The sequence below is a fragment of the Aequorivita marisscotiae genome (assembly GCF_029814825.1).
Lineage (GTDB): Bacteria > Bacteroidota > Bacteroidia > Flavobacteriales > Flavobacteriaceae > Aequorivita > Aequorivita marisscotiae.
The window spans coordinates 3,269,098-3,293,695 of record NZ_CP122379.1 but is presented as its reverse complement, the minus strand read 5'-3'; the positions used below and the strand labels follow the sequence as shown (position 1 = coordinate 3,293,695).

20 protein-coding genes are annotated in these 24,598 nt (G+C 37.0%); 12 read left to right on the top strand and 8 right to left on the bottom strand.

Annotated features, from left to right (window positions below; all coding sequences use genetic code 11):
• Nucleotides 1-48: 48 nt before the first annotated feature.
• Genes QCQ61_RS14725 through QCQ61_RS14710 form a run of 4 tightly spaced genes read left to right on the top strand, consistent with a single transcriptional unit; the run spans nt 49 to nt 2,102 of the window.
• Nucleotides 49-555 (top strand): RNA polymerase sigma factor, encoded by a 507-nt coding sequence (locus QCQ61_RS14725; RefSeq protein ID WP_279448397.1) that lies wholly within the window; start codon nt 49-51, stop codon nt 553-555.
• The gene (locus QCQ61_RS14720; RefSeq protein ID WP_279448396.1) at nt 542-979 is read left to right on the top strand and encodes a hypothetical protein; all 438 of its coding nucleotides are present in this window, start codon (nt 542-544) and stop codon (nt 977-979) included. The genes QCQ61_RS14725 and QCQ61_RS14720 overlap by 14 nt, the downstream gene beginning before the upstream one ends.
• Before the next feature lie 41 nt (nt 980-1,020).
• Nucleotides 1,021-1,560 (top strand): DUF4252 domain-containing protein, encoded by a 540-nt coding sequence (locus QCQ61_RS14715; protein ID WP_279448395.1) that lies wholly within the window; start codon nt 1,021-1,023, stop codon nt 1,558-1,560.
• Nucleotides 1,561-1,562: 2 nt separating this feature from the next.
• Nucleotides 1,563-2,102, top strand: coding sequence for a DUF4252 domain-containing protein (locus tag QCQ61_RS14710; protein WP_279448394.1), 540 nt, complete (start codon nt 1,563-1,565; stop codon nt 2,100-2,102).
• Nucleotides 2,103-2,218: 116 nt separating this feature from the next.
• On the opposite strand, the gene purB is transcribed toward QCQ61_RS14710, so the two are convergent.
• The gene (gene purB, locus QCQ61_RS14705; protein ID WP_279448393.1) at nt 2,219-3,562 is read right to left on the bottom strand and encodes an adenylosuccinate lyase; all 1,344 of its coding nucleotides are present in this window, start codon (nt 3,560-3,562) and stop codon (nt 2,219-2,221) included.
• A 550-nt stretch (nt 3,563-4,112) separates the two neighbouring features.
• Here purB and QCQ61_RS14700 point away from each other — a divergent pair.
• Nucleotides 4,113-4,427, top strand: coding sequence for a hypothetical protein (locus QCQ61_RS14700; RefSeq protein WP_279448392.1), 315 nt, complete (start codon nt 4,113-4,115; stop codon nt 4,425-4,427).
• A gap of 200 nt (nt 4,428-4,627) precedes the next feature.
• Here the strand turns inward: QCQ61_RS14700 and QCQ61_RS14695 are convergent, their stop codons facing one another.
• From QCQ61_RS14695 to acs, 3 genes are all read right to left on the bottom strand, one after another.
• Nucleotides 4,628-5,647: a helix-turn-helix domain-containing protein gene (locus QCQ61_RS14695; RefSeq protein WP_279448391.1), complete on the bottom strand. Its 1,020-nt coding sequence runs from the start codon at nt 5,645-5,647 to the stop codon at nt 4,628-4,630.
• Between the two features lie 276 nt (nt 5,648-5,923).
• Entirely contained in the window at nt 5,924-6,100 is a 177-nt protein-coding gene (locus QCQ61_RS14690) for a DUF1328 domain-containing protein (RefSeq protein WP_279448390.1), read from the bottom strand.
• A gap of 342 nt (nt 6,101-6,442) precedes the next feature.
• On the bottom strand, nt 6,443-8,353 hold the full coding sequence (acs, locus tag QCQ61_RS14685) for an acetate--CoA ligase (RefSeq protein ID WP_279448389.1): 1,911 nt from the start codon (nt 8,351-8,353) through the stop codon (nt 6,443-6,445).
• Between the two features lie 389 nt (nt 8,354-8,742).
• Here acs and QCQ61_RS14680 point away from each other — a divergent pair, with 389 nt between their 5' ends.
• The 5 genes from QCQ61_RS14680 to QCQ61_RS14660 all read left to right on the top strand — a co-directional run bounded on the left by QCQ61_RS14680 (nt 8,743) and on the right by QCQ61_RS14660 (nt 16,623).
• Nucleotides 8,743-9,159: an HYC_CC_PP family protein gene (locus QCQ61_RS14680; protein WP_279448388.1), complete on the top strand. Its 417-nt coding sequence runs from the start codon at nt 8,743-8,745 to the stop codon at nt 9,157-9,159.
• A 136-nt stretch (nt 9,160-9,295) separates the two neighbouring features.
• Nucleotides 9,296-13,108, top strand: a complete 3,813-nt coding sequence (locus QCQ61_RS14675; protein WP_279448387.1) for an efflux RND transporter permease subunit — start codon at nt 9,296-9,298, stop codon at nt 13,106-13,108.
• Nucleotides 13,109-13,110: 2 nt separating this feature from the next.
• On the top strand, nt 13,111-14,352 hold the full coding sequence (locus QCQ61_RS14670) for a TolC family protein (protein ID WP_279448386.1): 1,242 nt from the start codon (nt 13,111-13,113) through the stop codon (nt 14,350-14,352).
• Nucleotides 14,353-14,374: 22 nt separating this feature from the next.
• Nucleotides 14,375-14,857: a DUF305 domain-containing protein gene (locus tag QCQ61_RS14665; RefSeq protein ID WP_279448385.1), complete on the top strand. Its 483-nt coding sequence runs from the start codon at nt 14,375-14,377 to the stop codon at nt 14,855-14,857.
• Between the two features lie 11 nt (nt 14,858-14,868).
• On the top strand, nt 14,869-16,623 hold the full coding sequence (locus QCQ61_RS14660) for an efflux RND transporter periplasmic adaptor subunit (RefSeq protein ID WP_279448384.1): 1,755 nt from the start codon (nt 14,869-14,871) through the stop codon (nt 16,621-16,623).
• 178 nt (nt 16,624-16,801) lie between these two features.
• Here the strand turns inward: QCQ61_RS14660 and QCQ61_RS14655 are convergent, their stop codons facing one another.
• Nucleotides 16,802-17,680, bottom strand: coding sequence for a T9SS type A sorting domain-containing protein (locus QCQ61_RS14655; RefSeq protein WP_279448383.1), 879 nt, complete (start codon nt 17,678-17,680; stop codon nt 16,802-16,804).
• A 181-nt stretch (nt 17,681-17,861) separates the two neighbouring features.
• Nucleotides 17,862-18,452: a T9SS type A sorting domain-containing protein gene (locus QCQ61_RS14650; RefSeq protein ID WP_279448382.1), complete on the bottom strand. Its 591-nt coding sequence runs from the start codon at nt 18,450-18,452 to the stop codon at nt 17,862-17,864.
• 208 nt (nt 18,453-18,660) lie between these two features.
• On the opposite strand from QCQ61_RS14650, the gene pta reads away from it, so the two are divergent.
• Together pta and QCQ61_RS14640 are read left to right on the top strand one after the other, a co-directional pair.
• Nucleotides 18,661-20,754 (top strand): phosphate acetyltransferase, encoded by a 2,094-nt coding sequence (pta, locus tag QCQ61_RS14645; protein ID WP_279448381.1) that lies wholly within the window; start codon nt 18,661-18,663, stop codon nt 20,752-20,754.
• 14 nt (nt 20,755-20,768) lie between these two features.
• Nucleotides 20,769-21,953, top strand: coding sequence for an acetate/propionate family kinase (locus QCQ61_RS14640; protein ID WP_279448380.1), 1,185 nt, complete (start codon nt 20,769-20,771; stop codon nt 21,951-21,953).
• Between the two features lie 101 nt (nt 21,954-22,054).
• Here QCQ61_RS14640 and QCQ61_RS14635 read toward each other — a convergent pair whose 3' ends face one another.
• Together QCQ61_RS14635 and QCQ61_RS14630 are read right to left on the bottom strand one after the other, a co-directional pair.
• A complete protein-coding gene (locus QCQ61_RS14635) occupies nt 22,055-23,605 on the bottom strand; it encodes a T9SS type A sorting domain-containing protein (RefSeq protein WP_279448379.1) in 1,551 nt (516 codons plus the stop codon).
• Nucleotides 23,606-23,786: 181 nt separating this feature from the next.
• Nucleotides 23,787-24,215 (bottom strand): hypothetical protein, encoded by a 429-nt coding sequence (locus tag QCQ61_RS14630; RefSeq protein ID WP_279448378.1) that lies wholly within the window; start codon nt 24,213-24,215, stop codon nt 23,787-23,789.
• Nucleotides 24,216-24,598: the final 383 nt, after the last annotated feature.

Sequence of the window (24,598 nt, the reverse complement as noted above, 5' to 3'; positions counted from 1 at the left end):
TCCCATTCGTCATTTAAATAGACGGCACACTAACCACAACCAACCTAAATGGAAAAGACCGAATTTATAACCTTAGTAATGCCTTTTAAAGATAAGCTTTACCGCTTAGCAAAAAGGATTTTGGTTTCTAAAGATGAAGCGGAAGATGCCGTGCAGGAAGTGTTTTTAAAATTATGGAAAAGCAAACAAAATATTGAAAATTATAAAAATCCCGAAGCTTTTGCCATTACAATGACCAAAAATTACTGTTTGGACAGATTAAAATCGAAACAGGCATCAAATTTAAAAATTGTGCACAGCAATTATCGAACTGCCGATGATGTTGAAACTACTATTGAAGCGAATGACGGGGTACAAATGGTTTTTAAAATAATGGAAACCCTGCCCGAACAACAGCGAATCGTACTTCAATTACGCGATGTGGAACAATTTGAGTTTTCTGAAATTGCACAAATGCTAGAAAGTAACGAAACCGCAGTGCGCGTGGCGCTTTCCCGCGCACGAAAAACAGTTAGGGATGCAATGATTAAAAATTACAACTATGGAATTGGGTAAAATAAACAAATTATTGGCCGCTTATTTTGAGGGCAATACCAGCCTCGCGGAAGAAAAAGTTCTAAAAAACTACTTTAACAACCAAACGGTTGCCGAAGAGCACCGTCAATATCAACCGCTATTTATGAGCTTTGAGGCGGCAAAGGAAGAACGCTCCAGCCGTGCTATAAGTTTGGGTAATGCGAAGAAAAAAAATATACAAAGTTGGTGGTATGCGGTGGCCGCTGTAGTAGTAACGGCCTTTGGTGTAGGAGCTTTTTACTTTAGCCAGCCGCAATATACGCAAGAAGAAAGAGAAGCATTGGCCGCTTTCGAAAAAAGCAAAGAAGCCATGATGTTGCTTTCAGAAAATTTAAACAAAGGCACCGAACGTCTTACGTTTGTTGGACAGTTTGAAACTTCAAAAGACAAAATTTTTGAATAATAAAATAGATAAAAACAATAATTAATAAACAATAATTAAAGATGAAAAAACTAACAATACTTATAGCACTGGCAATAGCGCCGATGGTTTCGTGGGGGCAGAACGCTTTCGATTCCTTTGAAGACGAAAAAGATGTAACTTCAGTTGTGGTTACCAAAAACATGTTTAAACTTTTGAGTAAGATGGACCTAAACTCTGCCGATCCGGAAGCGCAGGCTTACTTAAAAATGGTTAACGATCTTGACAACATCAAAATTTTTACTACCGACAATCCCGCCACTTCACAAAAAATGGATGCAGCTGTGTCTAAATATATTTCAATCTCTAAAAATTTAGGCGAATTAATGCGCATAAAAGAAGATGGCAGAAACATACGGTTTTACAGTAAAGAAGGTAAAAACGAAAATTTTGTAAGTGAACTGCTAATGCATATGGACGGAATGGTGGACGGCAAACCTACAACCGTAATTATGAGTATAACGGGGAATATAGATTTAAAGCAAATTTCTAAACTAACCGAAGACTTAAAAGTTCCCGGTAGCGAAGAACTAAAGAATATTGAAAAACGCAAAAAACAATAATTATGGTACTTGCACGATATTTTATGGCCCTGGCACTTGGATTAGCTGCATTAACCGCTTGTAGCGATAAATCGCTTCAAAAGTATTTGGTTGAAAAACAGGATGATGATAAATTCGTTAAAATGGATATTGCCACCAGTTTGTTGCAGGGCAAAAACAGCAACTTTACACAGGAGGAAAAGGATATTTTAAACACCATTAAAAAAGTGAATGTTGTAGCATATCCTATTGCAGAAGGCGATACTGTAGATTATGAAATGGAAAAACAAGAGTTAAAAGCAATCTTAGATCAAGAGCAGTATAAAGAATTAACTCGTATAAAAAGTAGCGAATGGAACGCTACATTAAAATACACAGGTGACGAAGATGCTATAGATGAGGTTATTGTATTTGCAAGCGATAACAGCCGAGGTTTTGCGGTTTTTAGACTTTTGGGTGAAAATATGCGGCCGGACCAAATGCTAAAACTTATGAAATCTGCCGAGCGTGGCGATATGGATTTGTCAAAATTAGAAGGTTTTGGCAAAATATTTAAGGATTAAATTTAGTTGATTAATAGTTGGAAAAGGCTTCTCCCATCTTGGGCAGAAGTCTTTTTTTTACTAAATATCCTTAGTTTTAATGGTATGTTGCTACTGTTTGTTTTGCAAAATTAACATTAAATACCTGTATAATTATCGGGCGTAATATTCCGCATTTCCTGCTTTATATTTTCTGAAATTTCCAAAGTTTCAATAAAGTTTGCAATAGAAGTTTGGTTAATGCGTTCGTTGGTGCGCGTTAATCCTTTTAAGGCTTCGTAAGGATTTGGATATCCCTCCCGGCGCAAAATTGTTTGAATGGCTTCGGCTACAACCGCCCAATTATTTTCTAGGTCTTCTTTAAATTTAGTTTCATTCAGTAATAGCTTATTCAGTCCTTTTAAAGTTGAATTAAAGGCAATTAACGTGTGCCCTATAGGAACCCCAATATTTCGGAGCACCGTACTATCAGTAAGGTCGCGCTGTAATCTGCTAATAGGGAGTTTGGCAGAAAGATGCTCAAAAATTGCGTTTGCAATTCCTAGGTTTCCTTCGCTGTTTTCAAAATCTATTGGGTTTACTTTATGTGGCATGGCACTGGAGCCAACTTCGCCAGCTTTAATTTTTTGTTTAAAATAGTCCATCGATACATAGGTCCATATATCTCGGTCTAAATCGATGATAATTGTATTTATTCTTTTTAAGCAATCAAACAACGCAGCCATATGGTCGTAGTGTTCAATCTGTGTGGTAGGAAAGGAGTGATGCAACCCTAAGGTGTTTTGCACAAAATGATTGCCAAAAGCCCGCCAATCAATGTTTGGATAAGCCACTTTGTGAGCATTGAAATTTCCGGTGGCACCACCAAATTTGGCAGCACTTTTTACGTCGTTCATTAAATTGAACTGTTCTTCAATACGTACAACAAAAACTTCAATTTCTTTTCCTAAACGAGTTGGCGAAGCAGGCTGACCGTGCGTTCGTGCCAACATTGAAACCTGTGCCCAATCTTCGGACAGAGATTTCAATTTATTCTTAAGTTCTATTAAAAGCGGCACATATACATTGTTTATTGCATCTTTTAAAGACAGGGGAATCGCAGTGTTATTTATATCCTGTGAGGTAAGTCCAAAATGGATAAACTCTTTGTATTGCTGAAGTTTTAAAGCGTCAAATTTTTCTTTTATAAAATATTCAACCGCTTTTACATCGTGATTGGTTACCTTTTCAGTTTCCTTTATTTTAATTGCATCTTTCACCGAAAATTCAAGATAAAGATCGCGCAATTTAGAAAAGAGACTTCGGTCAAAGTTGGCTAATTGCGGTAAATCCAGCTCTACCAACGCAATAAAATATTCAATTTCTACCTGTACCCGATACCGAATAAGCGCTTCTTCAGAAAAATAAGGAATAAGACTTGCAGTTTTTGATGCGTATCTGCCGTCTATGGGCGAAATGGCTTGTAAAGCGTTGGTGTACATGGTTTAAAATTTTAAAAGCGCAAAGATACAAAACGCCGCTGAGTTATACTTGCTGGGGTGCATTAATAAGTGGAACCATTTTTTAGTTTGTGTATTAACGAATTGCCAACGAAATTTTGTTTTAATATAATGGATAGTTAAAATTTTAATTGAAGCAACTATTTTATGATTTTCTTAAGCGAAACCAATTTCATGGAAGCGTAATTTTAAAAGTGAAAAAGAAAAATAGTTTTATTAATTTAAACAAAATTTGCTATGAGTACACAAAATGAAAACCAACAAAGAAACCCTCAAAATCAACCACGAGGGTCGCAAAACAGACCTCAAGACCAACGCAATCCTGAAGAGGAAGAAGAATAGACGTTAGGTAAACACAAGTATTTTATCCAATTGAGGATACGGTTAAACCCCTTGTTCAATGAGTTTTGAAAAAGGGGTTTTTCGTGAAAAAATACGGGTTGAAAAAATATAATGGCTATCTTACTAATTTAGTGTATATGTTTTTTCAGCAGTTACTAAAAATTCATTTTAATTTTAAAAAAACTGAACTATGAGTGATAAAAATGTAAATCCGAAACACAGCACGGGCAAAGGTGCCCAAGCCGAGCAGCATAATACCAGCAGTGAAGATAGCTATGTAGAAAACCCCAAAGAGGAAAAGAACGATGATGGAAACGGCGATGACTATTTAAAAAATAAGTGGAAAAAGATTTCCAAAGATTTTGAAAAGACCTATAATTTGGAAGTTAGTGAAACGGATTATAAAGGAGAGAATTTTTCGGATACTTTAAAGAATCTTGAAAATAAAACCGGAAAATCTCGAGAAAAAATTTTGGACGAGATTAGAAACTGGCAAAATAGTTAGTGCTGTTTTTACGATTTTCGACCCCATGAAGCCGAAAAGTGTTCGTTCCATTTTTTTTGAACAATTTTAAAAAGTAGGCTTTTGGGTTAATAATTAATGGTTTTGCGTTACCGATTATGGGTTACTTATTTTATTTTAGCAATGTAAAGAACTGCTATGAAGAAGAAAACCCCGACTGAAATTTTTTCAGCGGGGTTTTTTTATTTGCCACTGTATTTTTTTCGAAATTCTGAAGGTGATATATCGTATTTTTCCTTAAAGATTTTGGAAAAATAACTCTTACTGCTTAAACCAATAGCATTCACAATTTCTGAAATAGTTAAATCTGTTTTTGTTAAAAGGTTGTACGCGGTATCAAGTCGTTTTTTTTGTACGTAATTATTAACCGTATCGCCGTATAGTTTTTTAAAACCTTCCTGCAATTTGTTGATATTGAGCCCCGCCTCTCTGGCTAAATTTTCTACAGTGGGTATTTGCGAGATATTGTTTTCTATTAAATTTGCTACCAGATGTATTTGTTTTACTTCGGAAGAACGCAATAAAAGTCGGCTAAGTTCGTCCATTCTATCGTCTTGGTACTGTAGTATCTGATGCGTTAAAATTTGATAAGCCATGCCTTCCAAGAAAAGTTTTCGCATAAAATTTTCTGAAGTAAATTCGCTCATTTCATCTAAGATTCCGGCTATATTAAGACTGTAATTTCCGTTATAATAAAAGGATCCGCTAGCCTTTATGTCTTTAAAAAGCTGCAATAGATCTTCGTCCAGGCTGTTTATATCACATTCCATTTTAGCCTGAAATTTTTCCCTCTCTATCTCTAAACTGTTTACTTTCACTCTTTGATTGGCTTTAAAGAATAACACGTGTCCGTTGTGTTTGCTGCTAGCTACAATGGCGTTTTGGTACTGATTTATTTCGTGTAAATCTTCTTCGTTTTCAAAGCGATGCTCTAAGGTTCCGCTTACGGTATATAGAAATTTGAGTGGGTGAATATTGTTAACGATAAAATGTATTTCCATATCCTCCTTAAATAAGCAATCGTACTGAACGAGCCCCAGGCCGCCTTCAAAGTTAATGCCGCGAATACTGCCCTTGCCTACCGAAGCAGGAAGTTCCAGCAAATATTCGCCACAGTTTTCGGTATATGGAATATCTAAAATTGTTGCGATGTCTCTAATAACATCTTTTAACGGAAGTGAGTTTACTTGAATCGAATTCATTTGGTGGTTGCTTTGGGAGGCCAAATTACTATTTTCAATAATAACGCACGCTAAATTATAGTTTATCGATTAATTTTTATGCATAATGAGTTAATTAATCGTTCTATGAATTATCTTTTGGAAAATTTTGAATTATAATAAAAGCCGAATAAAATAATTTGCCCGTTTAAGTAACAAAAGTATTTAATTGGTGTATAGTGAGTTGGAGCACACAACCTTGTTCCAACTTACGTAAAACCTTGCTTTTTAGTAAGCTTCCTGTTACAGTGTATGCTTTTACTCGTAATATTTTTTGCTTTTTTTTCTGCGTTCCATTACAAAGGAAATAACCAAAAATACGGTTATAATGTAAAATGCAACTTTTGCAGATTGAATTGGGCCAAACCCTAATCCGAGAAAACCAAGAACAGCTGCCACGATAGCAAGAAATAGAAAGATATAAGTCCAGATCATTGTGAGGAGATTTAGAGTTTGTAAATATTTAAGCATTAGGTTATAAAAATACTAAATTGTGAATATTTTAACTAATACTTTTAGAAAATTGTTTAACTCATTTCAAATTACTGTGCTATTGATAAAATACAAGTAAAATTTCTACTGAATTCATAGTGCTCATTCGCTGCTCAAACTGAAGTTTTCTGAAATTTTACAATAAATTGAAGTTCTGAATTAATTTAAAACACCACATTGAATGATTGCTACTCTTTAATGGATGGGAAATTTTACTTGTCGAGCTAATACTATTGTCATCAAAAACATAATAATTGCCAATACAATTAAAATTTTTTCTTTTGCTTATTTAATAGCCCCATCCATTATTTCCTGAACTATTTCTGGATTTAAAAGTGTTGAAATATCACCTAGATTGCTGGTTTGGTTTTCGGCAATTTTTCTAAGAATTCTTCGCATTATCTTACCGCTTCTCGTTTTGGGTAAACCGGTAGTAAACTGAATTTTGTCTAATTTGGCAATTGGACCAATATGTTCCGTAATTATCTGGTTTATTTCGTTGCGCAGGTTGTCGTGCACACGGGTTTCGCCAAATTCCTTTAAAATAACAAAGCCGTAAAGCGCATTTCCTTTTACATCATGAGGAAAACCAACTATTGCACTTTCTGCTACTGCTGGGTGTTCGTTGATAGCGTCTTCAATTGGGGCTGTACCGAGATTGTGTCCGGAAACTATAATAACGTCATCTACGCGGCCGGTAATGCGGTAATAGCCGGTGCTGTCGCGCAAAGCGCCGTCGCCGGTAAAATATTTGTTGGAATATGCAGAAAAATAGGTATCGCGATAACGATCGTGATTTCCCCAAATAGTACGCGCCATTCCCGGCCACGGAAATTTAATACACAATCGGCCGCTAACCAAGTTTCCTTTTAATTCATCCCCGTTTTCATCCATGAGCGCGGGTTGAACTCCGGGTAAAGGTAGTGTGGCATATGTGGGTATGGTAGGTGTAGCGTAGGGGATAGGGGAAATCATAATTCCGCCAGTTTCTGTTTGCCACCACGTATCTACTATAGGACAATTTTTCTTGCCAATATTGTCGTTGTACCAATGCCACGCCTCTTCGTTAATAGGTTCGCCCACGCTGCCTAAAATTTTTAATGATGAGAGATTGTATTTTTCTGAAAAATTTAAGCGCTCTTTTGCCAATGCCCGGATAGCGGTGGGAGCCGTATAAAACTGGTTTACTTCGTGTTTTTGAATAACCTCCCAAAATCTTCCGAAATCTGGGTGCGAAGGTACCCCTTCAAATAGCACAGTTGTTGCTCCATTTGCTAACGGACCGTAAACAATATAGCTATGGCCGGTAACCCAGCCTATATCTGCGGTACACCAATACACATCGTTTTCGCGATATTGAAAGACGTTTTTAAAGGTATAAGCCGTAAAAACCATATAACCTGCAATAGTATGCACCATTCCCTTGGGTTTTCCGGTAGAGCCAGATGTATAGAGTATAAATAACGGATCTTCGGCATCCATAATTACGGGAACACAATCGTGATAGGCATCGTCTAATAAAGGTTGTAGCCATTTATCGCGATTCGGTTTCATCGTTATTTTAGAGTTTATGCGCTTGGCCACCAAAACGGTTTTTACATTCGGGCAGGATTCTAATGCTTCATCTACAATTCCTTTTAAATCTATGGTTTTGTTACCGCGATAGGAGCCATCGCTGGTTATTACGATTTTGCAATCTGCATCGTTAATACGGGTGTGCAGTGCTGTTGAGGAAAATCCCGCAAATACAACCGAATGTATGGCGCCAATACGCGCGCAGGCCAATAATGAAACGGCCAATTCAGGAATCATTGGCAGATAGATACAAACTCGATCGCCTTTTTGCACCCCTTGATCCAACAAAACATTCGCGAATTTACAAACGCGCTCGTGCAGTTGTTTATACGTTATATGTTCAGCTTTTTCCGAAGGGTCATTCGGTTCAAAAATTATAGCAGTTTTGTCGCCGCGACTATAAATATGCCTGTCAATACAGTTTTCGGTAATGTTCAGCTTTGCTCCTTTATACCACGAAACTTCAGGTTTGGAAAGGTCGTATTCTAACACTTTATCCCACCGTTTGCGCCACAAAAAGTTTTCTTCGGCAATTTCTTCCCAGAAATTCTCAGGATCGCGCACTGATTTTCGATAAACTTGAAAGTATTCTTCTAAATTCTTGATGTGGTAATTGCTCATAATGTCGTAGGGTTTGTAATAAACGGGTTACAATTTTTGAATAGATTCAGAAATATATCTAAATATGCTGACTCTTAAAAACGAAAATATAAATTTTATGATGAAATTTTTTAAAAACCGCCAACGATATTGATGAGGGCGATACAATATATTTGCCAGAAAACGAACTTGTTAAAATGCTTAACTGTTTTTTAAAAGTAAATTGAGTTTTATGCTGGTACTTGTTTTTAGTGAAAATATATTTTGAAAATTGTATGGAAGGCTCAAAATCTTTAAAAGTTAATTTAATACTGAAGAATGGTTTTTAAATATTCCTAATTCACATATTAACAAATAATTGGTATGACTAAAGTGAAAGAATGACCGATTTTCACTAAATTTGCAAAGATATGAAGTCATTTTTCCATAAATCAATTTCTACTGCTTTAGCGACTTTAGTACTCTTCACTACTATGTCGTTTACGGTAGATATGCATTATTGTGGAGAAGCTTTAGTTGATTTTTCAGTTGTTCACAATGTGAAAACTTGCGGAATGGAAAAATCGCAATCTGAAAATAGTTGCGAAAATACAGTGCCGGATGATTCTTGCTGTTCAGATAAACAAGTTGTTATTGAAGGGCAGGACGAACTAAAATTATCATTCAACTCCTTATCTTTTGAGCAGCAAGATTTTGTTGCTACTTTCTTTTACTCTTATGTAAATCTTTTTGAAGAACTTGATACTAACATCGTTCCTTTTAGAGATTACGCACCTCCCTTTCTCATACGGGATATACAAAAGCTACACGAAACTTATTTAATTTGATTTTAAACAGTTTCCGATAACTATCGGAAAAGATTAGCCGTTTGGTCACCCCCATTCTCGGCACAACTTATTGTATCTAAATTTCTGATTCAATCAGGATTTTATTCAATGTTTAACTGTTTAACAATCAATTCACATGCTAAATAAAGGCATAAAATTTCTCATAGAGAACAAACTGGTAGCAGTCTTGTTGCTCGCACTTTTCATCGGTATGGGTGTGGTTAATGCACCTTTTAACTGGGATACCGGATTATTTCCCACCAATCCTGTCGCCGTAGATGCTATCCCCGATATTGGGGAAAACCAACAAATTGTTTTTACCCAATGGGAAGGCCGTTCCCCACAGGATATAGAAGATCAAATAAGTTATCCACTTACCACATCATTATTGGGTATCCCTGGTGTGAAAACCATTCGTAGCTCTTCAATGTTCGGCTTTTCGAGCATCTATATCATTTTTGAAGAAGAAGTAGAATTCTATTGGAGCCGTAGCCGCATATTAGAAAAGCTAAATTCTCTACCTGCCGGCTTGCTTCCCAATGGCGTTAATCCATCTTTAGGTCCTGATGCTACAGGATTGGGACAGGTTTACTGGTACACGTTGGAAGGCCGCGATAAAGAGGGCAATGTAACCGGAGGTTGGGATTTGCACGAATTGCGGAGTATACAGGATTACTACGTAAAATATGCACTTTCCTCGGCAAGTGGGGTTTCTGAAGTAGCGTCAATTGGAGGGTATGTACAGGAATATCAAATTGATGTGAAACCAGAGTTGATGCGCCAATACAATATCAGCCTAGCGGAAATCGTAAAGGCGGTTAAAGAAAGCAATAAAGACATTGGCGCCCAAACAATGGAGATAAATCAAGTGGAATACTTGGTGCGAGGTCTGGGATATATAAAGTCCATCGCCGATATTGAAGACGCCGTTGTTACCTCAGAAAATTATACTTCAATACGAATCAAAGATATTGCAAATGTAAGTTTGGGGCCTGCGCCCCGCAGAGGGATTTTGGACAAAGAAGGCGCAGAGGTTGTAGGTGGAGTTGTTACGGCTAGATACGGCGCCAACCCAATGGAAGTTATCAACAATGTAAAAGAAAAAATAGAAGAACTTAAAGCCGGCCTGCCTTCCAAAGAACTTTCGGATGGTACAATATCGCAACTTACTGTAGTTCCATTTTACGACCGATCGATACTTATTCAGGAAACCTTAGACACGCTTGATGAAGCTTTAAGCTTGGAAATACTCATCACGATTTTCGTGATTATCGTGATGGTTTTTAATTTAAGAGCTTCAATACTTATTTCGGGTCTCTTGCCAGTGGCAGTTTTAATGGTTTTTATTGCGATGAAGTTCTTTAATGTGGACGCCAACATTGTGGCATTATCCGGAATAGCAATTGCAATTGGGACCATGGTGGATATCGGGATTATCCTTACCGAAAATATAATAAGGCATTTAGATGAAGAAGAAGTGCGTTATGGCGAAACCGGTGTAAAACAGCCAATAAATACAGTTGTTTATGAAGCAAGCGCTGAGGTTTCCGGCGCCATTATTACCGCTGTATTAACAACTATAATAAGCTTTATCCCCGTTTTTACTATGATTGGCGCGGAGGGAAAATTATTTAGGCCCTTGGCATTTACCAAAACAATGGCGATCGTCGCTTCCTTAATGGTGGCACTTTTTCTTATCCCGCCGTTCGCTGCTTATTTGTTCCGAAGAAAAAGTTTAAGAAAAGCAACTGCTAATTTAATTAGTGGACTGTTAGTCATTTTGGGGATCACTGCTATCGTTTTTGGATACTGGCTAGGACTAATCCTGATTGCCTTTGGTATTACGGGGTTATTAAAAGATGATGAGGTTACTTCCAAGATTTCAGATAAACTTACGCTATCAGATAAACGTGCTAATATTATAAACATATTTATTTCAGCTTTAGCCGTTGTCTTTTTATTGGCAGAATTCTGGCGTCCACTTGGGGTAGATAAAAGTATATTTTGGAACCTGATGTTTGTGGGACTGATATGTTCGGGATTGTTAGCCATATTCTGGTTGTTCCAATATTATTACACTCGGATTCTTGGCTGGGCACTTCGGAACAAGATTCTATTTCTCTCCGTCCCCACGTTAATTGTTGTCTTCGGAGTCTTGATTTGGCAGAACACAGGCAAGGAGTTTATGCCTTCCTTAAACGAAGGTTCTTTTTTATTGATGCCTACTTCTATGCCCCACTCGGGCGTAGAGGAAAATAAACGCGTTTTACAGCAGATGGATATGGCTGTGGCAGGTATTCCAGAAATTGAAACTGTTGTGGGGAAAGCTGGCCGAACAGAGTCGGCTCTTGATCCAGCACAATTGTCCATGTTTGAAAACATCATTCAATATAAACCAGAATACGCTCTGAATGAAGACGGAAAGCGACAAAGGTTTAAAGTGAATGAAGATGGATTTTACGAGCTTAAAGATGGGACACTTGTTGAAAATCCAAATAAAAATGTCAGTACGAGCGGAGTCGAGAACGCTCGAAAAGCAGGAATTGACATCTCGACTGCGCTCGATGTCACAGAAAGAGATTTGATAGAAGATGAGGATGGCGAATTTTATAGAAACTGGCGACCCGAGATAAAATCTCCCGATGATATCTGGAATGAAATAGTACGCGTAACCAGAATCCCTGGCGTTACCTCTGCGCCTAAGTTACAGCCTATTGAAACACGATTGGTGATGTTGCAAACAGGAATGCGCGCCCCTATGGGAATTAAAGTGAAGGGGCAAGATCTTAGAAAGATTGAAGCTTTTGGGTTAGAGTTGGAAGAGATTATAAAACACGCCGAAGGGGTGAAAGTAGAAGCCGTTTTTGCAGACCGCATTGTAGGGAAACCTTATCTTTTAATTGACATAAAAAGAGATCGTCTTGCCCGTTATGGCGTTTCTATCGAAGATGTACAGCAAATCTTGCAAGTAGCGGTGGGAGGAATGCCTTTGACCCAAACCGTAGAAGGTCGGGAACGCTACGGAGTTCGGGTGCGATACCCACGCGATCTACGCGCTGATCCCGATGATTTAAAGAATATTTACGTACCAGTAGAAAAAGGTAATCCAGTACCCTTGGACGAACTTGTAAACGTGCGCTATGAACAGGGGCCGCTGATGATAAATAGCGAGGATACTTTTTTATTGGGCCACGTTTTGTTCGATAAACTGGACGGATACGCAGAAGTAAATGTGGTTGAAAACGCCCAAGCCTTAATAAAAGAAAAGATTGCCAATGGAGAACTCACTGTTCCTAAAGGAATAAATTATCACTTTACGGGTACTTATGAAAACCAATTACGGGCTGAGAAAACACTTTCTGTAATTGTGCCTTTGGCATTGGGGATAATCTTCTTGATTTTATATTTCCAATTTCGTTCTGTAGCAACTTCCTTGATAGTATTTTCAGGAATTACGGTAGCCTTTGCAGGAGGCTTTTTGATGATTTGGTTTTATGGACAGGATTGGTTTTTAAACTTCAACTTTTTTGGAGAAAACTTACGGGAAATGTTTCAGATGCACACCATTAATCTAAGTGTTGCAGTTTGGGTAGGGTTTATTGCGCTCTTCGGAATTGCCACGGACGATGGCGTGGTAATGGCCACGTATCTCACTCAAACCTTTGACAAGAACGACCCAGAGAATTTGAAGGAAATTCGCACTTCTGTAGTAGAAGCGGGAAGGAAAAGAATACGTCCCGCCTTGATGACTACCGCTACCACAATTTTGGCTTTGCTACCAATTCTAACATCCACAGGTAGAGGAAGCGATATTATGATACCAATGGCCATTCCCAGTTTTGGAGGGATGTTAATTGCGTTGATCACTCTTTTTGTAGTGCCAGTTTTATTCAGTTGGAGAAAAGAGGCAAAATTGAAAAATAAATTAAAAACCCTTAAAGCAAGCTAGAAATGAATTCAACTTTTAAAACAACATTTCTTTCGAGAAAACCGAAATTTTGGATGGTAAGGATATTTCTTTTTTCATTAATATTTTTGAGTTGGACTGGACAAGGCCAACAGTTGGAAACCTTTATTGTCGAAGCTATAAAAAACAATCCCAACATTCAAGCTGTGATAAAGCAACACGCTATTGCTACGGAAAAGGTGTCAGAGTCCAACTCGTTGCCAGACACCCAGTTTTCAGGAGGATATACGCTTAGTAAAGCCGAAATGCCGATGATGCAACAGGGTGAATTTTCGATGATGCAAATGCTTCCTTGGTTTGGAACTATTTCTGCGCGAAGTAAATATGCCACAGCAATGGCCGATGTAGATTTTGTGGAAATAGAAATAGCCAAAAGGAAAATCGCAATGGCCGTGTCGCAATCCTATTTTCGTTTATATGAAATAGCTAGAAAGCAGCAAGTTTTAGACTCCAACATTCAGCTTTTGCAGGTTTATGAGCGCTTGGCACTTACCTCGGTTGAAGTTGGGCAGGCATCAGCAGTTTCGGTACTAAGACTGCAGATGCGGCAGAACGATCTAATCGAACAAAAATTAAGGCTTCAGCAGGACTATTCGGCAGCACTCACCGCTACTAATAAGATAATGAACCGCGAGGAAGTCACTGATATTGCAATCCGCGATAGCTTGACAATTCCAGAGAAAGAAACTGAAATAGATTTCAGCCAACTTAAGCTACACCCCGAAATAACAAAATATAACGAATTGAATGAGGTGGTTTCACAAGCCGATATTCTAAATAAAAAAGAAAGCGCGCCAGATTTTGGAATAGGGGTGCAGTATATGCTTTTAAATGAAGCGCCTAATATGCTAATGCCAATGGCAACAATTTCAATCCCAATTTTCAATAAAAAATATAAATCCGTTGCGCGGCAAAACAAATTGAAATATGAAGAGCTTGAAATTCAAAAACAAGCATCTGAAAATTTATTAATGACGCAGTTACAAACAGCAATTAAAAGTAGAAATGCGGCGCGTATAAGTTTAGAGACGCAGGATAAAAATATAAAACAGGCGCAGCACGCGAATGAAATTTTATTGAAGAATTATGAAACGGGAACGATCAATTTTAATGAAGTTTTGGACGTGCAGGAATTGCAGTTAAAATTTCAAATAAGTCGGATTGAAGCTATTGCCGCTTACTTTAAACAAACTAGTATAATAAATTATTTTACAGACAAGAATTAATTAAACCATAAATTTTAATACTATGAAAAATTCAAACCAAAACTCAAAAAACAATAATTACACAAAGTTTATTTTGATGCTTGCCGCTTCATTTATAGCAATGTACATCACAATGTATTTAAATACGTACGAAATAGACCACGTTTACTTTAGTCTCACAAGGTTTTATATGTCGTGTTTGGGCATTGCGGCAATGGCAGTGATAATGTGGTTCTTTATGCGAAAAATGTATCAAAACAAGAAAAAAAATATTGCAATTCTATTGGGGAGTTTAATTCTATTCGTCAGCGCCCTTGGCTTGGTAAGAGCACAAAGCCCTATTGTTGGCGATATACTTTGGATGAAAGCGATGATTCCGCATCATTCCATCGCTATTTTAACCAGTAAAAGAGCAGAGATAAAAGATCCCGAAGTTAAAAAGTTGGCAGATGATATTATTAAAGCACAAGAAAAGGAAATTGCGGAAATGAAGGCAATGATTAAACGATTAGAAAATAATAAGTAAAATATAAACAGATGAATAAAAATATCATATACATTGGGATAGCCGTTATAGTTGGCCTCTTGGCTGGTTTTCTTCTTTTCGGTGGCGATCCAGCAGGTACAGCGGCTAATAATGCCACAGACATTCATGAGCATTCTGATGAGGTTGCTGCTAATAAAATGTGGACTTGCTCAATGCATCCCCAAATTATGCAACCCGAACCGGGAGATTGTCCTATTTGCGGGATGGACTTAATCCCCGCAGAGTCCGGCGCGGAAGGCCTGGCATTAAACGAAATTAAGATGTCTGAAAATGCCATGGCTTTGGCAAATATTCAAACTGTTATTGTAGGAAATACTTCGGAAACAGAGGGAAATACAATGTCGCTTTCGGGTAAAATTATGCCGAACGAAGAAGCAAATGCCGTACAAGCCAGTTATTTTGAAGGAAGAATAGAAAAGCTAAATGTCAATTTTACTGGAGAAGAAGTTCGTAAAGGACAATTGTTGGCCATCATTTATGCACCGGCACTTGTTGCAGCGCAACAGGAACTTTTAACGGCTGCTTCTATGAAAGAATCTCAGCCCGGATTATATAAAGCAGTTCGTAATAAATTAAAATTGTGGAAACTTTCAGAAAATCAAATCAATCAAATTGAAAGTTCAGGTAAAGTGCGTGAAAACTTCCCCATTTACGCTACTGTTTCGGGAACGGTTTCTGAAAAAATGGCGGAAGAAGGCGACTACGTTAAGCAAGGGCAACCTATTGTAAAAGTTAGCAATTTGGGAACAGTTTGGGCTATGTTCGATGCTTATGAAAATCAAATTTCACAATTAAAGGAAGGCCAAAAAATAACTGTAACCACCAATGCCTATCCCAATAAAGATTTTGAAGCAACCATTTCGTTTATAGATCCAACTTTAAATACACAATCCAGGACGGTTTCAGTACGGGCAACTTTAAACAATAAAGATGGTATTTTAAAACCTGGGATGTTTGTAACTTCTAAAGTGAATATTTCAAAACAAAATGATAGTACGTCACAGATAATTGTGCCAGCATCTGCTGTACTTTGGACGGGAAGCCGATCCTTGGTATATGTAAAAACCAATCCTAACAAACCTGTTTTTGAAATGCGCGAGGTAACTTTGGGCGCAAAGAACGGCGAAACTTATACCATTGTTGATGGACTTACTAATGGCGAAGAAGTGGTTGCCAATGGCACTTTTACAGTAGATGCAGCAGCCCAATTGCAAGGTAAAAAAAGCATGATGAATACTGATAACAGTGTAGAAGTGGATGCAACAAATCACCTGACACAGGTTGAAAGGCTGGAAGTGCCAGCAAAATTTCAAACCCAACTGAAAGCAGTGTTTGACGATTATATGACTATAGAAAAAGCCTTGGTTAATGACAACGCAGAAACACCCAAAATCGCTGCCGGTGCTCTACTTAAAAGCATCAATAATGTTGATATGAAACTGCTAAAAGAGGAGCCTGCCCACAGCCAATGGATGCATTTGGAAAAGGAACTTAAGACATCTGCGAGCGCAATCTCAAAAACTTCAGATATTAAAATACAACGCGAACAATTTGTGCATCTATCGGCACATTTAATAAATGCGGTAAAAACTTTTGGCATTAACCAAAAAGTCTATGTGGAATACTGTCCGATGGCGAATAACGATATAGGCGCGTTTTGGCTGAGTACGAACGAAGAAATCCTCAACCCGTATTTTGGGGCTTCAATGCTGAATTGCGGAGAGGTTACCGATGAAATAAACTAAATATGACCAAATTATTATCGCTAATTATAGCGTTCTGTTAAAATTAGAGCGAGCTATTTGGAAGGTGATGGTTTATAATACATTCCACGTATTAAAAAGAAGAAGTGAATGCTTTCATTTAAAAACGGGAGCTCTTGGCTCCCATTTCTGTATTAAGCTATTAGCCATCAAGTAAAAACTACGCTTTAATGAATTTATGAATTGAATTTCCTCTTTCACTTTCTAACACTAAAATATACAGTCCGTTAGATAAACTGCTAACATCTATAGTCGCAGTATCTGTAAAGTTCGTTTTCTTTGTTATTAAAGCTTTTCCCGTTATGTCCATAATGCTGTATTTGTTTATTGCTACATCAGCACCAATGTTTAACTGTAGGGAATGCGACACCGGATTAGGATATATTTGAACTGCATCGTGTAAACTATTGGGGTTAGTAATGCCAAGGGCACAATTAGTGTCAATTTCAACAACAAACGGAGTGCCTATGCTGCTATCTATAACATTAGGACAGAAATCTGGTGCAGCTTCCACGTAGTATATTCCAGGCTCAGTGATTGAATAAGACGTATCATTTGCACCTGGAATTGGGGCGTAATCTTTATACCATTGTATGTTAGTGTTGTAGGGACTGCCAATTGTATTGTTAAAGCTTTCTCCTTCGCATAAAACAAGATGGTGGGAAACTGGATCAATTCTTACAAACTCATTCATTTCGTGAATTATTATCAAAGGGGTCCAAGCGTAACTATCAATTTGTATTGCATTAGACTCTAAGGTTTCGGTTCCTAAAGTAACCACAACTTTTAATAACGCCTGATCATAGGTAAACCAATCATATGTAAATGAAGCATCCGTTGCCCCAGGAATGGGCTCAAATTCTTCCGATGTAAACCAGTATTTAAAATACCATTGATAGCTATCATAACTTTGATTGATCACTGATGCTGTACCGCTTGAATTTGGGCACAACATTATGTCTCCTTCAATTATAGGTTCTTGCGAAAAAGACAGGTTTAAACCACTAAAAATAAAGAGGAGTAAAATAATTTTTTTCATAATAGTTTTTGATTTTAATAATTGCAAATCTATGGATGCTATATCATGTTCAATTGTTTTAAAGATGATTAACTGTGACAAATAACGAGGGTCAATTTCGTTTTAATCGGAAAAGAGCATTTTCAAAATTGCAACCGAAGTAGCATCCAAAAAATTAGCAGTAATACGTATCTTTATTGAATTAGTTTTTAATGAACCTTTCGGTTATTGTGTATTCACCCGAAACAACTTTTAAAAAATAATTTCCTTGGCTCCAATTCGCAATGTTTATTGAAATCCTAGGATTTGATATAAATTCATCTGAATAAATCTGTTTTCCTAATACATCGTACACGGTTATTTGGCCAGATTGAATGTTGTGTGGAATCTCCAAATTTATTACTGAAGACGATGGATTTGGGTAGATACTTATTGAGCTTAAATTGTTATCCTCAACTCCCAAAACCTCTCTAACTGTAATGGTTCCCGACATGTTATTTGCACCGTGAATGCCACAAAAATATCTGTTGTCGCCTACCTCGGTAAAGGTGTAGGCATAGGTTTCTCCCATTCCCGAAATAACTCCACTATTAAAAGTTTCAACAGAATTTCCTACTTCATTTTCTACTGTATGGGGTGCATTATCTCCCCAAGTCCAAATTACGGTATCGCCTTGATCTATAGTTAAATCTACGCTACTTCCAATCCCCATAACCCAGTCAAGGTTATATGTATTTTGTGCATTTACTGAAAATACACCTATTAATGCGAGTAGTAATAATTTTGTTTCCATAGTTATTTATTTAAGTGAATAATACATTGATAAATTAACCATTGGATTAAAAAAACGAAGTTTGGTTACAATTCAGATAAACTAACTGTATTAAATGAAGCATAAAATTTTGAAGAGGCCATAAAGTTTTAGCACGTTTGGAACATCTAACCTAAAATTTTATAGCGGTGTTTATAATGTTGCTTACTTTTGAATAAATATTAAAAAAATGAATAAAGCCATTTATATTGCCACAACCGAACCAGACAGTGGCAAGTCTATTATTTCACTGGGATTAATGCAGTCGTTATTGGGAAAGGCGGCCAAAGTAGGCTATTTCAGACCTATTATTGATGACTTTAAATCTGGTGAAATTGACAATCATATAAACACAGTTTCTACCTATTTTAACTTAGATATAAAATTTGAAGATGCCTACGCCTTTAAACGAAGCGAGGTAATTAAGAAAACAAACGAAAATAAAGACGGCGAAATAATTAGTAGAATTATTGAAAAATACAAAGCCCTCGAAGAACGGTTTGATTTTATACTAATTGAAGGTACCGGATTTACGGGTGAAGGCACTATAAAGGAATTCGATATTAATATATTAATAGCCAAAAATTTAGGTGTGCCCGCGATTATCCTAGCTAGCGGTATTGGCAAAACCTTAGACGAATTTGTCGGCAATCTACAAATGGCGTTCGATTCGTTTAAAGACAAAGGAGTAGAGGTTTTGGCCGTAATCGCCAATAAAGTAGAACCTCAAAATCAAGAATTGGTTATTACCGAATTGGAAAAATATCTTCCTTCGCAAGTAATTGTAAGTGCAATTCCGTTAAACCCAGTTTTGGCAAATCCTTCGATGAAGGAAATTGTAGATACTTTGGGTGCAAAGGTTCTGTTTGGAGAATCCTTTATTAATAATCAGGCTGGTAATTACAGCGTGGGCGCTATGCAATTGCATAACTACTTACTTCATTTAAAAGAAAATGCGCTTGTTATTACACCGGGAGACCGTGCCGATATTATTTTGGGCGCTCTGCAAGCAAATATCTCCGATAATTATCCTGCTATTTCGGGTATCGTACTTACCGCGGGTCTGGTGCCGGAAGATTCAATTATTAAATTAATTGAAGGGCTTTCAGAAGTTGTTCCTATTATTTCGGTTCCAGGAGGTACATTTTCCGTTACCAATAGTTTGGGAAGAATAAAATCGCAGATTTATGCCGAAAACACCGAAAAAATTAATACGTCTATTAAAGATTTTGAAAAGCACGTAAAAGTAGATGCTTTGGTAGAACGCTTAATTACGTTTAAAACAAACGGAATTACACCTAGAATGTTTCAGTATAATTTATTGAAAAAGGCAAAGGCCGAAAAAAAGCACATTGTATTACCAGAAGGGCTAGACGAACGTATTTTACGTGCCACCAAACGATTAATTGATTTGGACGTGGTAACCATTACATTGCTAGGCGATAAAAAGGAAATTGAAGAGCGAATTACAGCCTTGGATCTTGCGCTGGACTTACACAAAATTAACATTGTAAATCCAAGTGAATCTATTCATTTTGATGCCTACGCAAAAACATTGTTCGAACTTCGAAAACACAAAAACGTGAATCTTGCAATGGCGAAGGATCTCATGATAGATGTGTCGTATTTTGGAACCATGATGGTATATAAGGGTCATGCAGACGGGATGGTTTCCGGAGCTCAGCACACTACGCAGCACACTATTCTTCCTGCGCTTCAATTTATAAAAACCAAGCCAGAGGCTTCAATTGTTTCGTCTGTATTTTTTATGCTTTTGGAAGATCGTGTTTCGGTGTATGGAGATTGCGCAATTAACCCAAACCCTACTTCAATCCAATTGGCCGAAATTGCCATTTCGTCGGCTGCAACCAGCACGGCATTTGGAATTGAACCGAAAATAGCAATGTTGTCGTATTCATCAGGAACTTCCGGTGTAGGAGCCGATGTAGAACGGGTGAGAGAGGCAACGCAAATAGTACGGGAAAAAAGACCTGATTTAAAAGTAGAAGGACCAATACAATACGATGCGGCCGTAGATATAACGGTTGGCCGGTCTAAAATGCCAAACTCCGAAGTTGCCGGACAAGCCAATGTGTTTATCTTCCCCGATCTAAATACGGGGAACAATACTTACAAAGCGGTTCAGAGAGAAACAAAAGCTTTGGCTATTGGTCCGATAATTCAAGGGTTAAACAAACCTGTAAACGATTTAAGCCGAGGCTGCACAACAGACGATATATTTAATACCGTTGTGGTTACTGCAATACAAGCACAAGCTATTTAAAAACATATAATCCTATGAACGTATTAATAATTAATTCTGGAAGCTCGTCTATAAAATTTCAAATAATAGAAATGCCTTCGGAAACATGGGTGTGTAGCGGATTGGTGGAGCGCATTGGGCAACAGGACGCCGTTTTGAATTATAAAACAAGTGCAACTTCGCTTCAACAGACCGAAAGTATAAAAACACATAAACAAGGACTTCATAAAATAGTTGAATTATTACTTCATTCAGAAAAAGGAGTGATTAAAAGTACTGACGACATTAAAGTGGTTGGCCATCGTGTTGTTCATGGTGGAAATTCATTTTCAAATACTACGGCAATCACAACCCAAGTTAAACAAAAGATAAAAGAATACGCTACGTTGGCACCGCTTCATAATCCGGGAAATCTAGAAGGAATTCTCGTTGCTGAAGAAGTTTTTCCGTCTGCGAAACAAGTTGCGGTTTTTGATACGGCATTTCACCAAACCATTCCCGAAAAGGCCAAAAGGTATGCAATCCCCAATCAACTTTACGACGAACAAAGTATTCAATTATACGGTTTTCACGGCACGAGCCATCAATATGTTTCAGAAAAGGCCATTGCACATTTAGGTCTTAAAAATTCTAAAATCATTTCCATTCATCTGGGTAATGGATGCAGTATGACTGCCATTTTAAATGGGCAAAGCACTGATCACAGTTTGGGTTTTACGCCCTCCAACGGTTTAATTATGGGAACCAGAAGTGGCGATATTGACCACGGTATCATTTATCATTTGGTCAACACATTAAACTACACAGTAGATGAAGTTAAAGAAATACTCACCTATAAAAGCGGTATGCTGGGACTTACCGGCTACAACGACTTAAGGGATATTGAAGCCGAAGCCGAAAAAGGAAATAGAGACTGCCAACTTGCATTACAAATGAATGCGTATCGTATTCAAAAATATATAGGAGCATATGCAGCCACTTTAAACGGTTTAGACGCTATAATTTTTACTGCGGGAATTGGTGAAAACTCCAGCTTAATCCGAAAACTTGTATGCAGGAATATGGATTATTTGGGTATAGAATTGGACGATGAAAAAAACGAAACAAAATCAAAAAGCTTACGCGAAATAAACACACCTGTCTCCAAAGTAAAAATTTTAGTGATTCCTACCAATGAAGAATTGGAGATTGCAAAACAAGTTTTTCAATTGGTTAAATAGGTTTTTATGAGTTGTGTTTAAAACCGAAAACCAAAAAAAGAACCACCCTCATTAAGAGAATGGTTCTTGAAAAATAAAACTATAAAAAAAATTAAGTTATTTTACTTCTTTAATACCTTATAGGTTTGTTCATTACCATCTATAGTAACTTTCATAATATAAGTTCCAGTTTGCAAATTATCCATTTCGATTGTAGGATTATTTGTATTTGGTGATACAGCTAAAACTTCTTGACCTAATAAATTGTAAACTTTTACAGTTTCAATTTGATTGGCAGCATTTAATACCAATCTGTTTTCCACTGGATTTGGATAATAAATAAAGTTTTCAAAAGCTTGATCTGCCACATTGAGTTGCGTACAAGAAATATCTGCCATCCAGCCTGCGCGAGTTGCGCCAAAATCACTTCTAAATACAAATGTTAATGCTCCACTTGAATGAGTAGAAGTAAATGGTCCAGGAATAGTCTGTCCATAATATCCTCCAGCAGGGAAATTAGGTGTTGCATCGTTACCACTATCAATTAATGGGTAAGTAGCGTCTGGTCCGTCGTGAACATAAAGCACGTCCCATCCAAAATCAGTATCGAAAGATATAAAGGTAACCGTAACCGCTTCTCCTTGATTATTTGGCGAAATAATGGTAGTTACATTTTCATTGTTACCATAATCGCCATTTTCTCCGCCCGTATCGTAAAAGAATTGACCGCAAACTGGTGGTATTACCGCTGTTTTAAATGTAGTTGGTCCAGCTAAGAAGCTCATCCCGTCTGTATCACAATCAGATTTTACATAAAAATCGTAGATAGTATAAGCCTCTAAACCGCTAACGTTTGCAGTTGTAGTGCCTTGTGGTGTGGTACCTGTAGCCACTGCTGTAGCAGTTGTTGGATCTGCATTATATTCAAAAATAAACCACTCATATCCATTGCTAGCTCCAGCAACTTCATCCCAAGATAATTCTACGGAGTCTTGTGTAATATGAGTTGCAGTAAGATTTAAAGGCTGCATACAAGTAGGAGCTTCTGCAACCATTACATCATCTACATCTATTCCTCTTGCAAAATTAGACTTACCTTCAAAAGCAATATAATAATCATTACTTGGGTTTGGAAGGTCTAAAATTACTTGCGTCCAAACAGTATGTTCTGTGGTATAGCTTTCACCAATTTGTGTCCATGAACCTCCTGCACTAGTCTTGTAAAATATACGCAGCTCATCTACATCTCCGATCCAATTTGCATTGGCAAAGTAGAAAGTAAGCTGAGGATTTGTTAACGCTGTTAGATCCATAGCGGGTGAAACCAATTTGGTTTTTTCGGTCATAGACTCGATCTTAAATTGAGCCATTAACTCGCCAGTTCTAGGCGTTATAGAATTGTTGCCATTTGTACCAACATACATCCAGTCTGTTGGAACTCCAGCTACATACTCATTGCTCCAGCAATCTCTTGTGCCCGAAGTATTTTCAAACGATTCAAAAAATGGGAAGGCATCTATTGCGCCCCCACAAAGTGTGCTAAATCCTTTTGGGCCGGCTGGAAATGGTGTGCCAGTACCACACAAAGGTGTAACGTAATATTCATAGTATGTAGATGGCGCCAATCCTGTAATTATTTCACCTATAATACCATAAAGTTTTAAAAAAATCAATTAAAACATCCCCTATACCCTTAATATTTGCGGTTTTCTAGGTTTATAAGACTTAAAAATATCTGTATATCCCTCCCATACAGACACTTATAAATTATTTTTTTAATAATCGGGTATAAAATATTTAGAAGTCATAAAAGCCAATGGAGTATTTTCGCCACTAATATTTAAAATCAATAATTCATTTGCCATAAATTTTTATTCCCAATTCATCAATTTTATCTTTCGTAAGATCACCATATTTCTTCACAAGGCTTTCTAACGGATATCCTTTATTATCATAAAAAAAATACTCTTTGTCATATTTCACAAAAACTTCCCCGTGTTCAGTTATTAGGTTATTATCTTCAGTTTCACAAAAAAAATCAAATCCCTCGGAAAAACACCCTTTGTTAAATGTATAAAAATCTGAACCATAAGTAGAGCCAGATCTTTGATCAATATAATATTTAACTAAAAACATCCCCTCACCAGCTTTTATTATTTGTTTGTAATTTCCTTTATTTTTAACATCTTCGCTCAACCAAAAGCCCACACTTTTCAATCCTTCGTCTCGGGTATTACAAGCGAATAAGAATAAAACTAACATCAATAAAGAAATATATTTCATAATCTTAAGGATTAACAACTATAGAAATCTGTTGTATTTGAATTACTAAGGTAAATAAAAAGATTTTCATTAAAATGTGGCTTTTTTCAAAATATTAAAACAAAAAAAAGGGCAACCAGTACGGCAACCCTCTTTTATTTGTTCAAATGGTTACACAGGCAACGTGTAAACAGTTTCAAAGATACGGAATTTATACCCTATTCTTTAAATTGAAATTTATTGAAAGTTGAGGTTAAAAATAATCTACCGTACATTAATCGTACAAATCTATAAACGAAAAAACCGTAAACCTTTATTAATCAAAGGAATACGGTTTTGATAAGCGGAGAAAGAGGAACTATCTTTAAATAATTAAGTTATTGAAAATCAAATAATTAAAATAA